Raw genomic sequence first — 12859 nt, forward strand, 5'->3', positions numbered from 1 at the left:
GCAATGCCGCTCCGGCGACAGCTGCCGCCGATGACCGGACCCTGCCGCCTCTCGGCTGCTCGGGTGGGAGCGGGGCTCCTCTTGGCTGCCACCCGCTGCGCGGACGGCTGGTCGTTCTGCCAGGGTACCAGGCATGAGTTCTGAACACCCAGCCAACGATGTGCATTCCCTCGAACCGGACATCCGGGACCTCGCGGAGATCCCGTCCGTCGAGGTGATCAGCCGCGCGGCCGTGATGCTGATGAGCGCCGCCGCGGAGCGCCTCGGCCTGGCGTCGGATGACCCGGACAGCTCGCCCCACCGTGACCTCGACGAGGCCCGCCGCCTGATCACCGCGCTCGCGGGCCTCGTCACCGCGTCCGTGGAGTACCTCGGCGCCCACGCCGCGCCGCTCCGCGACGGGCTGTCCAGTCTGCAGCGCGCCTTCCGCGAGTCGTCGGTCATTCCCGACCCGCCCGGGCAGGGCCCGGGCGAGAAGCTGACCGGCCCCATCTATTGATCGGACGCTGAGCCGGGCGCCTCCAGCAGCCGGGCAGTAGCTTCCTGGTGGAGATGCCGGGCCCAGTCCAGCGGAGTGGCGTCGAATCGCCGATCGCGGACGAGCGGGTCCGCACCCAGCGCAAGCAGCCGCCGGGTGAGATCGACGTCGCCCTCGCCCGCGCTGTGGTGCAGCGCGGTCTCCCATTCCTGTTCGACCGGCGCGTCCGCGCGGCCCAGCGCGTTTACGCCAAAGCCGAGTTCGACAAGCAACTCGACCACCCCGGCCGGCGCCTGCGCCGCGCCCCAGACGACGAGGCCCGGGCGGGCACGCAGAGTCTCCTCCAAGACACCTGGGTTCCGGTCGCGAACGGACTGCACCGCAGCACGGTCGGCGCGAAACGCCGCTGCGATCAGCTCACTGACCGGGTCCGGCCGCGGTGGCCGAGCGCCATGCGCGAGCAGGTAGTCCGCGATCTCGGTGTTGCCGTAGAGCAGCGCGAGCTCGATCGGCGTCCGCCCGTCGCCGGCGGCCCAGACCGGCCGGTCGCCCTCGTACGGTGAGTCGATGTTCACACCGTGCACGGTCAGCAGCCGCACGCGGTCGAGCTGATCGTGCTCGACCGCCCAGCGCAGTTGGGTGCGGAGCATGTGGCCCGGGCTGGCTACCAGGCGCGCGCTCCAGCTCTCGCTGCGGGCATGGCCGAGGCCGTACTCGAAGAGCAGCACCAAGTGGTCGTTCGCGGGCGAGAACATGTTGTTGTACAGCGCCTGGTCGTCGTTGGGATCGGCGCCCTCATCGAGCAGCAGCCGGGCCAGCTGCCGCCAGCGAGGGTGCCGCGGCTGACTCCGTTCACCACCGCCGAGAACGCCCGTGAGCGGCGTGAACGTGTAGGGCTGGCCGGTGAATAGAAAGCCTTCGCCCGGGTCAGCGCCGGCGGCCAGCAACTCGCCTGCGACCGCCACCGCGTCCAGGGCATCGGTACGCGAATAGGTCAGATAACACAGCGGCCGCCAACCGAACGGACCGCCACGGGCACGCGCCAAACTCCGATCGCCGGCCAGAAACGCGCGGACGTCCGCGGGCCGACCCGCCGCTGCCGCCGCCCAGATGTGCGTCCGGGTCAACTCCGGCTGCTCCGCGAGTAGGCGCGCGGCGGCCGCCCATCGGTGCGGCCCATCGTCGTCGGTGTAGGTCAGACACGCTAGCCGGCAGAATTCGTCCGCCGGATTGGAAGCCGGTACCGACGCGACCGCGCCGTCCCAGCCGTAGTCGGTCACCACATCGACGTACCGACGCAGCCGTGGCCAGCTGGCGAATCCGTACTCGCGAGCGACGACTAGCTGCGCGGCAGCGAGGGGGAACTCGGGGGTCGCCGGTCGCCCGTGGTGCTCGCCAACACGGGCGAGCGCGGCGGGGTCGCCGGAACGGGCCGCACGTTGCAGAGTTCGAGCTTCGCGGCGGAGGACGTCGAGATGGGGGTGACGGGGCAAGCGCGAGGGCACGGGGCCTCCTCTCGTGTGCCTGATGTCCGCTTGTCAGGCCGAAAGGAGGGCACTGCCAGGTCACTCGCAATTCAGGTGGGCTGTGCCCATTTCCGCGGACCGGTGGCTACCTGACAGCCACCGTCGACGATAGTTCATTCGCGGGTCCATCCAGTGGGGTCGGGACGGTCGTCTGTGACCTGCGCGGATTGATCGAGCCACCATCACCACCCGTTGACGACCAATGTATCTTCTAGATAGGTATCTAGGAGATACATTGGAGGCATGATGGCACGTGGCGACCAAACCCAGACTGCGGTGCTCGGCGCGCTGAGCGTCATGCCGATGACGGGTTACGCCCTGCGGAGCGAAATACAGAACACACTCGGGCATTTCTGGAACGAGAGCTTCGGCCAGATCTACCCGACGCTGGCCGAGCTCGAGCGACAGGGACTGGTCGAGCGACGGGGAGCCGAGCGCACCGGCTCCTCCACGTTCGCGATCACCGGCGACGGGACCGCCCGGTTGCGGGAGTTGCTCGCCCAGCCCGAACAACCCGCGCGGCCACGCAACGGACTGCTTCTCCGCCTCTTCTTCGGACGCCAGTTGGGCCCCGAAGCCTGCCGGGACCTCGTCGAGGCCGCGCGCCGACGGGCGGTGGAGCAACTGGCCCACATGTCGGCCGTGCGTGAGGAACTGCGGAACGACCAGCAGAACACCGCCGACAGTCCGTACTGGCTCCTCACCGTCTCCGCCGGCGAGCACGCCGCCAGAGCGACGATCGCCTGGGCCGACGAGACCCTGGCCGCACTTGCGAACCTTCCCGCCGAGGAGAACCCGTGACGTCACGCCCGTCGACCCCGACCGTTCCGACGCCGTCCCCGGCTCCCGCCGACGATGCGGTCACGCAGCACACCCGGCGGCTCGCCACCGTCCTTGCCTGCGGGTTCCTCGTCGTCAGCCTCTTCCAGGTAGCGCTCGCTCTCGGCGCGCCGTTCGGCGCCGCGGCGTTCGGCGGCGCCGACACCGGCCGGCTAGCCCCGAGCCTTCGCCTGGTCAGCACGTTCGCCGCCGTCTTCTGGATCCTCGCAGCCCTCCACGCACTCAGCCGCGGAGGCGTGATCAGTCGCTTCCCGCGAGCCGGAGGCCGGCGGCTGACCTGGGTCCTGGTGGGCATCACCGCACTCGGGACGCTGATGAACCTGGCGTCGTCCAGCCCGTGGGAACGGTTCGGGTGGGCGCCCTACGTCCTGCTGCTCACCGTCGTGGGCGTCCGTCTCGCTCGGAGGCCGTAGCCCGCGAGCCCCTATGAGGCCTGTGGTGTGCGGCCCTGAACGCCTGACGAGGAGGACTTCTGGTGCACAGCGTGACCTATTCGATGGCCGTCTCTGTGGACGGCTACATCGTCGGGCCGGACGGCGGCTTCGACTGGACGGTTCCCGACGACAAGGTCTTCCGCCTCTCCCTCGAAGAGAACCGAGAGGTCGGAGCGACATCGCGCTCGGCTGCGCGACTCTCGCCGCCGAGGCTGCGGCTGCGGCGTTGGATCTGATCGACGAATACCGCGTCAGGGATACCCGGTGCTGGTCCGCGGTGGCATTCCGTTCTTCCCCAGCGCGGGCGTCGGGTGGATCTCGAACTCGTCGAGACCCAGGCGCCGGACCTGCAGGCTTCTCGGCGTCAACCGCGGAGGTCGCGACGCTGATATCCAGCGGCTCCCGTGATCACAGCAAGGGCTGCGAGCGCTGTCATGACAGCTGTGGCGGTCCAGTGGACGCCGGTGAGGGGCACTGATGCGAGGTGCGCGAACGGGGAGAGGTTCACGATCCACGCGGGAGCTTCAGCGTCGAGCGCGAGGGTGAGCCAGAGGAATCCGCCGGCGGCGGGCAACCCGCCGAGTGCCGCGACGGCACGGGGTACCCAGGCGAGTGCGAGGACGGCGGCGCCGAGGCAGAGCGCGATGATCGGCAACGTGTTGAGGGTTCCGGCGAGGGCGCCGGTGAAGGAGAGTGCGCGGTTGCCGCCCGCAAGGACGCCGAGCCAGGTCGCGACGCCCGCGGTGAGGCAGAGGAGGACCGCACCGGCGGCGGTGACGGCGATTTCGGCACTCAGCAGGCGAAGCCGGATGATCGGTGCGGTGGCCAGGAGCGTGACGCGCCGGGCGTGTTCTTCTTCGGCGAAGGCAGCGATCCGGACCGCGACGAAGCCACCGACGGGCAAGGCGAGGATCGCGAAGAGGGTGGCGGCGAAACCCTTCACCGAGGCCAGCTCGAAACCGGCACCGGACGCCCGGTCGGCGAACGTGGGGTTGTCGGTGAGGAAGTCGATCGTGGTCTGCGCGGTGAAACCGATGAGCAGGAAGTACGCCGTGAGCGCCAGAGCCCACCCGGCCAAGGCGGGCAACAGACGCCGCAACGCGAAGCCCTCCACCGAGCCGAGCAGTCTCAGCCGGGCCGGGCGAACCGAGCGGGACGCCACAAGGCCTGCAGCGACGTCCCGCCGTCCGGCGGCAGCGAACGCTGCCGCGTAGAGCGCCACCGACGCGATCAGCAGAACCAGCAGCGGCGCCCACCTGTCCCGGCCATAAGGACCGGAGAGTTCCAGCAATCCGAGCGGGGAAAGCCAACGCAGCCAGCCGATGGCTTCCACGCCGTCGCCGACCATGCGCAGAAGCAGGGCGATACCGAGCACACCGACCGCGGTGCCGGTAGCCGCCGAGCGGGCGGCGAAGACCTGTGCCGCCAGCACCGCGGTGCCGGCGAAGAACGCGCCGAGCGCGGCCAGACCGACGCCGTGAACAGCCGCGCCCCGGCCGCCGGCGCCGCTGGCCGCGAGGGTCGCCGTCACCGCTGCACCGCCGGCGACCGGCACGACCATCAGCACGGCGAGATGCCCGGCGAGGACCCGCCGCATCGGCGCGCGGCCGGAGAGCAGGAGGCCCCAGCGGCCGGCGTCTTCCTCGCCGCGGGTGATGCGGGTGGCCGTAACGCTTACCCACGCCGCGAGGATCACGGCCAGCGGCGTTGCCGTGCGCCAGACGGTGAACCCGCCGACGGTGTCCAGGCTGATCGGTTCGCCGAACAGCGTCCGGATCGCGGGATTGCCGGCCAGCGCGCGCAGCGACTCGACGCCTTCTCGCTCGGCGAGGAGGGTGCCGGCGGTCGCGGCGACGAACGCGGTCATGCCCGCCGCGACCAGCACGACGACCACTGCACCGAAGCGGATCTGCCGGGCTGCCAGGCCCGTGAGGGCGCGAGCGGCGCGCACGCGACCGGTCCCGATCGTGGCGGTGGGAACAGTGAGCGTGGTGGTCATCGGGCCACCTCACCGTAGTAGTCGAGGAAAATCTCTTCCAGGCTCGGCTCCCGGACATTCAGCGCCGCGACATCGACGCGGGCAAGCGCTTGCAGCGCGGGGCTGGGTGGGCCGGTCAGCGCGAACCGCAGCCGCCCCTCACCGAGCAACTCGATGCTCTCCACGCCGGGCACAAGATCGAGGTCGGGCATCGTGCCGGTGTAGGTGACGGTGACCTCCGACCGGTGCAGTCGGCGCAGGTCGGCGACGGTAGCGGTCTCGACCAAACGCCCGCCGCGGAGGATCCCGACCCGGTCACAGACCGCTTCGACCTCGGCGAGCTGGTGTGAACTGAGGAAGACGGACTGGCCGCGGTCTCGGGCCTGGGCGACCGCGCGGCGGAACTCGCGTTCCATGAGCGGATCCAGGCCGCTGGTGGGCTCGTCGAGGATCAGCAGCGGCGCGCGGGTGGCGAACGCGGCGACCAGTGCGATCTTCTGCCGGTTGCCGGTGGAGTAGGCACCGGCCCGTTTGGACACCTCGACCTCGAACCGGTCGACCAGCTCGGACCGGTACGCGGTGTCGGTGCCCGGCCCGATGGCGGCGAGCAGGTGGAGGATCTCCTTGCCGGTCAGCCGCGGCCAGAGCGCGACGTCCGCCGGCACGTAGGCGACCCGCTGGTGGGCGGTGGCCACATCCCGGCTGTCGACGTCGAACAACCAGCACCGGCCCCTGGTGGGTGCAGCGAGACCCAGGAGCAGCCGGATCGTGGTGGATTTCCCGGCGCCGTTCGGGCCGAGGAAACCGAACACCTCACCGGCAGGGACGTCGATCGTGAGGTCCTCGACGGCGGTCGTGGAGCCGTAAAGCTTGCTGAGGCCCTGGGTGCGCACGGCGGAAACAGTCATCGCCGGAACCTTCCGGTCGGCATGGATATGACGTTGCCGACCAGACTTCCCGGCGCACCGGAAGTGACGGTACTCCTACCCGCGGTGGCCGGGAAGAGGGCTATTCCGGCCGCGGATAGACGTCGGGGACGCCATCAGCGTCGGCATCAACGCGCTCCTCCTGGGCGAGGCGCTGGTACACGCGGTTACGGGCGCGCAGGATCACGCTCGCCAGGAGGGCGGCGAGCAGCGACCCGGTGAGGACAGCGACCTTGGCGTGCTCATTGTGTTCGCTGCCGGCACCGAACGCGAGCTCGCCGATCAGAAGCGAGACGGTGAATCCGATTCCGGCCAGGACGGCCAGCCCGACGACGTCGACCCAGGCCAGGCCCTCATCGAGGCTGGCGCGGGTGAACCGGGCCACCAGCCATGTCGTGCCGGAGATCCCGATCGCCTTGCCCACCACCAGACCGGTGATGACGCCGACCGCGACCGGGTCGGCCAGGGCCGCTGCGAGACCGGACAGACCACCGACGGTGACGCCGGCGGAGAAGAACGCGAATACCGGCACCGCCACCCCGGCCGAGATTGGCCGGAAACGATGCTCGAAATGCTCCGCCAACCCGGCCCCGGCGTCCGGGCCGCCGGCCTTCTGGCTGCGCATGACCGGCACGGCGAAACCAAGCAGGACCCCCGCGACGGTGGCATGGACGCCGGAGGCGTGCATCAGCGCCCACGTCGCCATCGCCAGCGGCAGGAGGACCCACCAGGAGCGGACGCGTCGCTGGACTAGCAGGGTGAACAGACCGAGCGGAACCAGCGCACCCATCAGGGGGAGTACGTCCAAGGTCTGGGTGAAGAAAACCGCGATGATCAGGATCGCAATCAGATCGTCCACAACCGCCAACGTCAGCAAGAACGTCCGCAAAGCCGAAGGCAGGTGACTGCTGATCACCGCGAGAACGGCCAGGGCGAACGCGATGTCGGTAGCGGTCGGGATCGCCCACCCCCTGAGCGAACCGCCGCCGAACAGGTTGATCGCCACATAGAAGAGCGCCGGCAGCGTCACCCCACCGACAGCGGCAGCGATCGGCACCACGGCCCGCGCAGGACTGCGCAGGTCACCGGCGACGAACTCCCTCTTGAGTTCCAGGCCGGCGACGAAGAAGAAGATCGCCAGCAGCCCGTCGGCGGCCCAATGGCCCATCGTCAGGTCCAGATGCAGGCTCTCCGGCCCGAAACGCGCGTCACGCAGCGACTCGTAGCCACCCGACCAGGGCGAGTTCGCCCAGATCAGCGCCACGACGGCTGCAGCGAGCAGCAGCGCACCCCCGACGGTTTCGCGGCGCAGAACGGCGGCGACCCGCCGAGCCTCCGGCCAGGAACCACGCGCCAGTAGACGGGGCTTGTCGGAGAGCGGGCGCACGGCGCCTCCCGGGGGTGTGGGGTCGGGTCGGACATCGCCGACCAGACTTCCCGGCACACCTAGTCAGTCATTTTACCTGCTCAGCGCGGTCGTCGTGACCGTGGGGTCCGCAGTCACCCCGGCGTCACAACGGCGCGGGAACCTACACGATCACTGGCGGTGCTGGTAGACAGCAATATTCGAACCGTGCGGTATTCGGCGGGCCTGGCACGTGCAGCCCGGCCCGGCCGCTTCGCCTGGGGCGGTCCCCTAGCGAGGCCAGCGCCCCGTGCGGGCCCGACCGCTGACGGCGGGGCGTAGGCCAAGACCTCGACGCTGATCGCGGTGTGCCTGCGAGGGCCCTCGACGCTGCCCCAAGGGCCGTGGAGTCGCGTGGAACGCAGGACGCGGCAGTTGCGGATGTTTCGGGGTCACCAGTACGGCTGCCGCAACCGCGCTAGATCGTCAACGACAGGTTTCGGGTCGGCGGGAAAGCTCTTCCTGCGGCGCGGCAGCCGTGGCTGCTCGTGGTGGCGGGCGAGCTGACGACCCCGAAGGCTTGCTCGGGAGGGGAGCAGACCTCGGCGTCGGTGGGTACACGCCAGAGGATTTGGTGGGCTTCTGACGGCTTCAGGCGTGGTCGTTGAGATGAGCGCCGATGGCGCGAAGGTGGGCGTCGAAGGCGCGGACCATGTCGAACGTGGGGTTGAGGAGCCACTGCGTCTGCAGGCCGTCCATCACTGCGATGAGTCCCGCTGCGATCTGTTCGGCAGGTGGCCCGTCGGGCAGCGTTTCTGCGTGCCGGGCGGCTTCGACGCCGGTGGTGACCGCGGCCTGGACCATGGCGTAGCGGTCGCGGAAGAACTGGTGGGCGGGGTGGTCTGCTTCGGTGGCTTCGGCGGCGAGGGTGGCGAAGAGCCGGACCATGCCCGGGTCGGCGGAGTTGCGGCGGACCAGGTCGCGGAGTCCTTGGATGAAGTCGTCCCCGGCCTGGGGCTGTGGGCCGAGGTTGCTGCCGATGTCGCGTTCTTCGAGGAGCGCGACGAGGAGGCCTTCTTTGGATCCGAAGTGGTGGATGATGTTGCCGGCGCTGACGCCGGCGCGTTCGGCGACGTCGCGGAGGACGCCGCCGCGGTAGCCGCGCTCGGCGAAGACGGCGCGGGCGGCGTCGAGTATTACCCGCTGGGCTTCGCGGCCGGGCACGTAGGGGCCGCGGGGGCTGCGTTTGCGGGTCTGCGCGGCGCTCACGCTCCGACCGTAAACGGTGCGAGTCGGTGGTGGCGGCCTGGCCCGACCTCCTCCGGTTCGGCACCGGGCAGTTCGAGGCGGGCGCTCACGCCGTCGGGCACCAGGACGTCCACCCTCAGGGTGGTCTGGTCGAGATCCCAGCGAACCTCAGCCGGCCCGTGGGGGGTGAGGTGCCGGGCGCTGGCCCAGGTCAATTCGCCTCCGGCGGGTGGCTGGGGGCGGATCAGCAGCCGGGACCAGCCGGGCGCGGCGGGGGCGAGGCCTGCGACGGTGCGGTGGAGCCAGTCGGCGATGGCGCCGAGTGCGTAGTGGTTGAAGCTGGTCATCTCGCCGGGGTTGATGCGGCCGTCGGGGAGCAGGCTGTCCCAGCGTTCCCAAACGGTGGTGGCGCCCATGGTGACCGGGTAGAGCCAGGACGGGCAATCGCGGCGGAGCAGCATTCGGTACGCGTCGTCGACGTGGCCGGTCTCGGTGAGGGCCGCACAGACCAGGGGTGTGCCGACGAATCCGGTGCCGATGGCGTACTCGTTCTTCCGGACGAGTTCGGCGAGACGGTCTCCGGCCCGCTGCCGGTCCGGGCCGTCGAGCAGCCCGAAGCCGATGGCCAGGGCGTAGGCGGTCTGAGAGTCACTGGTGAGCAACCCGTCCGGGGTCACGTAGGCATCCCGGACGGCGGTTTTGATCTCTTCGGCGAGCGCTCCGTAGCGGGACGGCAGCCCGAGTGCGTCGTGGATCTGGCTGAGTAGGTCGGCGCAGTGGGCGAAGGAGGCGGTTCCGACGAGGCGGTAGTCGGTGCTGGACTGCCAGGGTGCGTCCGGTGGGGAGGCGGGTTCCAGCCAGTCGCCGAGTTGCATTCCTTCTGGCCAGGTCAGCGTGGGTCCGCAGAGGTTTTCGACGCCGTCGACCCAGGCGCGCATGCTGGGCAGCTGGTCGCGGAGCACTTGGTCGTCGCCGGTGGCCTGGTAGAGGGTCCAGGGCACGACGACGGCGGCGTCGCCCCAGGCGGCCATGAACTGTGGTGGCCAGCGGTCGTAGTTCAGGGTCGGGACGAAGAGGGGGACGTTGCCGTCGGGGTACTGCTCGGCGGCGAGGTCCCGTAGCCAGGAGCGGAGCAGTCCGGTGCAGTCGTAGAGGTAGGTGGCGGTGGGGGCGAAGAGTTGGATGTCGCCGGTCCAGCCGAGGCGTTCGTCGCGTTGCGGGCAGTCGGTGGGCAGGTCGACGAAGTTGCCGCGCATGCTCCATACGACGTTTTCGTGCAGGCGGCTCACGTCGGGGTCGGAGCAGTCGAACCAGCCGGTGCGGGGCATGTCGCTGTGCACGACGATCGCGGTCAGCGCGTCCGGTGTGAGGTCGCCGTCGACCTGGACGTAGCGGAAGCCGTGCAGTGTGAAGCGTGGTTCCCAGACCTCTGTGCCGTCTCCGGCGAGGACGTAGGTGTCGGTTTGGGCGGCTTGACGGAGCGGGCGGATGCCCAGGTCGCCGTTGTCGAGGACCTCGGCGTGGCGGAGTGTGACGGTGGCGCCGGCGGGGCCGGTGACGGTGAGGCGGACCCGGCCGACCAGGTTCTGTCCGAAGTCGTAGATGCTGCCCCGTACGGCGACCGGGGCGAGTTCCTGGATCCGGCGCACCGGCGGCCCGTCGGGCGTCACGAGGTTGCGCGGTGGCGCGGGGTCGGTGGTGACCGGTTGCCAGTCGCCGCCGGTCCAGTGGAGGGGGATGCGGGCGTCGTGGTGCTCGCCGTCGTAGAGGCCGGTCCGGGTGATGGGGCTTGGTCCGTATTCCCAGTCCGGGCCGGTGCCGACGACGGTTCGGGTGCCGTCGGCATCGATAAATTCGAGCTGGGCGAACAGGCCGACCGTGTCGCCGTAGACGTCGCGTTTGCCGCCGTCGAAGCCGACGCGCCCGCGGTACCAGCCGTCGGCGACCAGCGCGCCGAGCACGTTCTGTCCGTCGGCCAGCAGCGGGAGCACGTCGTGGGTGGCGTAGCGGAGGCGGTGCGGGTAGCTGCTCCAGCCGGGTGCGAGGACGTCGTCGCCGATCCGGGTGCCGTTGAGGTACGGCTCGTAGACGCCGTGCGCGGTGACGTGCAGCCAGGCCGCGACAAGGCTGGCGCGGTGCACGGTGAACCGGCCTCTGAACGCGATGGCGGGCCCGTCGATCCCCGCGGTTGGTGGCTGGGCCGGCCGGATGAAGCGAGCCTGCCAGATCTGCCCGGCACCCCGCGCGAACAACGGATCGATGGCGTCGGACGGCACGTCCTCGCGCTGGCGCCGCACATCCTGCATCGAGGAGGGCAGCTCGACCGGTAGACGTCCACCGGGGGCGGTGCGGCCGAAGAGCACGTCGAGCAGCGCCTCGTCGCTCGCCCCGAAGTCGGCGGCCAGGCCGGCGACCGTGCGGGCCAGAGGGGTCAGGACGGCGGGCCGGTCGAGGAAGACGCAGAGCTGAACCGGGACCCGCGCGGCGAGGTCGAGGAGCCGGTGCTCCACATCAGCGGGAAACTCCAGCGAGCCGGCGTGGAAGAAGTTCTCGAACCCGGCGGTGCGCGGCTCGAACGGGGCATCGATCCGGACGATCGCGACGTCGGCCGCGTTGGGGTCGGTGGTGACAGTCGCGTACTCGGCGACGATCTCGGCGTCGGCGCCTTCGACGTAAACCGTCTGATCCGACCGCAGTGTCTCGCCGGTGAGAACCACGATCGAGCGCCGCTGGGCCTCCAGGCCCTCGGCCCGCGCGGCCGGAGTGCCGACCAGGTCGTCGACTGCGTCGACGTCGACGAATCGACGGTCGTCGAAGAGCCCGAGCCGGAACTTCTCGGCCAGCAGCCGCCGCACCGAGACGTCCAGCCGCGACTCCGCGAGCCGCCCCTGCGCGACGAGGTCGACGACGAGTTCGGGTGCGGCCTCGCCGCCGAGCTGGTCGCACCCGGCGTCCAGGATCCGGGCGATCCGTTCGTGCCGGTCGAGGTGTTCCACGCCCCAGGCGCGGGCCGGCATCGGGGCGCCGAAGATCTCCCCGTCGGTGACCAAGCCCCAGTCGGTGCAGACGATGCCGTCGAAGCCGAGCTTCTCGCGGAGCAGCCCGGTGACGATGCCGCGGTTGAAGCTGAATCCGACCTCTTCGACGTCGTCGAGGCCGACCGGCATTCCGTAGTAGGGCATTACTTGGGTGACCCCGGCGGCGATCGCGCGCTCGAACGGCGCCAGGTGCAGGTCGAAGCGGCCACCCGGGTAGACCTGCTCGCGTCCGTAGGGGAAGTGGGCGTCCTCGCCGTCCTTCTGCGGTCCGGCGCCCGGGAAGTGCTTGACCATCGCGGCAACTGAGTCCGGCCCGAAGATGTCGCCGCGTAGGCCCTCGAGGTAGGCCACGGTCAGCTCGCCGACCAGGTCGGCGTTGGCGCCGAAAGTGCCCAGCATGCGCGCCCAGCGTGGGTCGCTGGCCAGGTCGGCCGATGGGCCCAGAAGGACCCGGATCCCGACGGCGACCAGTTCACGGCGCACGACCTCGGCGTGCCGACGTACCAGCGCGGCATCACCGGTGGCGGCCAGCCCGAGCGGCTCAGGCCACTGCGAGAACCCCCCGGCCGCGGCGCTGGTGGCGAGATTGGCGACGAAGCCGTGGCGGGGGTCCGAGGACAGGGTCACCGGGATGCCGAGCCGCGTGTCGAGGGCCCGCGTCTGCAGCGTGTTGTGCCAGACGGCGATGGCGCGGGGCGTTGCCTCGCCGAGCACGTTGAAGTGCGACAGACCGGCCGAGATCTGCTCGCCGGTGCGGTCCACCGGAAGGCCACCGGCCTGCCCGGGCTCCAGAAGCACGCCGCCGGGGCCGGGCATGGCCATGGCGTGAAAGAGCAGCCCGGCTTTCTCCTCGATCGTCATGCGTCCGAGCAGGTCCTGGACGCGGGCGGCGACCGAAATACCGGGGTCTTGATAAGCGTGCACGAGGAGGCTCCCGAGCGACCTAAATCTGGAACATACGTTTAACGTTGGGCCAAACTAGCAGGCCAGGGCGTTCTCGTCCACGGCGCGCTGTGACTCTGGACACCGACGTGTCGCGCGGCTAC

The 12859-nt window shown here is 70.4% G+C and carries 9 protein-coding genes and 1 pseudogene; 4 read left to right on the top strand and 6 right to left on the bottom strand.

Annotation, left to right across the window (positions count from 1 at the left end):
• The first annotated feature begins 133 nt into the window (after positions 1 to 133).
• Positions 134 to 499 (top strand): DUF1844 domain-containing protein, encoded by a 366-nt coding sequence (locus BUB75_RS30295; RefSeq protein ID WP_073261638.1) that lies wholly within the window; start codon positions 134 to 136, stop codon positions 497 to 499.
• Here the strand turns inward: BUB75_RS30295 and BUB75_RS45625 are convergent.
• On the bottom strand, positions 493 to 1983 hold the full coding sequence (locus BUB75_RS45625; protein ID WP_073261640.1) for an ankyrin repeat domain-containing protein: 1491 nt from the start codon (positions 1981 to 1983) through the stop codon (positions 493 to 495). The genes BUB75_RS30295 and BUB75_RS45625 overlap by 7 nt on opposite strands.
• Before the next feature lie 264 nt (positions 1984 to 2247).
• Here BUB75_RS45625 and BUB75_RS30305 point away from each other — a divergent pair, with 264 nt between their 5' ends.
• From BUB75_RS30305 to BUB75_RS48595, 3 genes and pseudogenes are all read left to right on the top strand, one after another.
• Entirely contained in the window at positions 2248 to 2805 is a 558-nt protein-coding gene (locus BUB75_RS30305) for a PadR family transcriptional regulator (protein ID WP_218617847.1), read from the top strand.
• Positions 2802 to 3257: a hypothetical protein gene (locus BUB75_RS30310; RefSeq protein WP_073261642.1), complete on the top strand. Its 456-nt coding sequence runs from the start codon at positions 2802 to 2804 to the stop codon at positions 3255 to 3257. The genes BUB75_RS30305 and BUB75_RS30310 overlap by 4 nt, the downstream gene beginning before the upstream one ends.
• A 62-nt stretch (positions 3258 to 3319) precedes the next feature.
• Positions 3320 to 3667, top strand: a pseudogene (locus tag BUB75_RS48595) (dihydrofolate reductase family protein).
• Here BUB75_RS48595 and BUB75_RS30320 read toward each other — a convergent pair.
• The 5 genes from BUB75_RS30320 to BUB75_RS44500 form a co-directional block, all read right to left on the bottom strand.
• Positions 3643 to 5277, bottom strand: coding sequence for an ABC transporter permease (locus tag BUB75_RS30320; protein ID WP_073261644.1), 1635 nt, complete (start codon positions 5275 to 5277; stop codon positions 3643 to 3645). The pseudogene BUB75_RS48595 and the gene BUB75_RS30320 overlap by 25 nt on opposite strands.
• A complete protein-coding gene (locus BUB75_RS30325) occupies positions 5274 to 6164 on the bottom strand; it encodes an ABC transporter ATP-binding protein (protein WP_073261646.1) in 891 nt (296 codons plus the stop codon). The genes BUB75_RS30320 and BUB75_RS30325 overlap by 4 nt, the downstream gene beginning before the upstream one ends.
• A 100-nt stretch (positions 6165 to 6264) precedes the next feature.
• The gene (gene nhaA, locus BUB75_RS30330; RefSeq protein WP_073261648.1) at positions 6265 to 7569 is read right to left on the bottom strand and encodes a Na+/H+ antiporter NhaA; all 1305 of its coding nucleotides are present in this window, start codon (positions 7567 to 7569) and stop codon (positions 6265 to 6267) included.
• Positions 7570 to 8178: 609 nt separating this feature from the next.
• Positions 8179 to 8796 carry a TetR/AcrR family transcriptional regulator gene (locus BUB75_RS48240; protein WP_073261650.1) on the bottom strand — a complete coding sequence of 206 codons (618 nt, stop codon included), beginning with the start codon at positions 8794 to 8796 and terminating at the stop codon, positions 8179 to 8181.
• Positions 8793 to 12737 (bottom strand): family 78 glycoside hydrolase catalytic domain, encoded by a 3945-nt coding sequence (locus tag BUB75_RS44500; RefSeq protein ID WP_143175505.1) that lies wholly within the window; start codon positions 12735 to 12737, stop codon positions 8793 to 8795. The genes BUB75_RS48240 and BUB75_RS44500 overlap by 4 nt, the downstream gene beginning before the upstream one ends.
• Positions 12738 to 12859 lie beyond the last annotated feature (122 nt).

Source organism: Cryptosporangium aurantiacum (assembly GCF_900143005.1).
In the GTDB taxonomy this organism is placed as follows: domain Bacteria; phylum Actinomycetota; class Actinomycetes; order Mycobacteriales; family Cryptosporangiaceae; genus Cryptosporangium; species Cryptosporangium aurantiacum.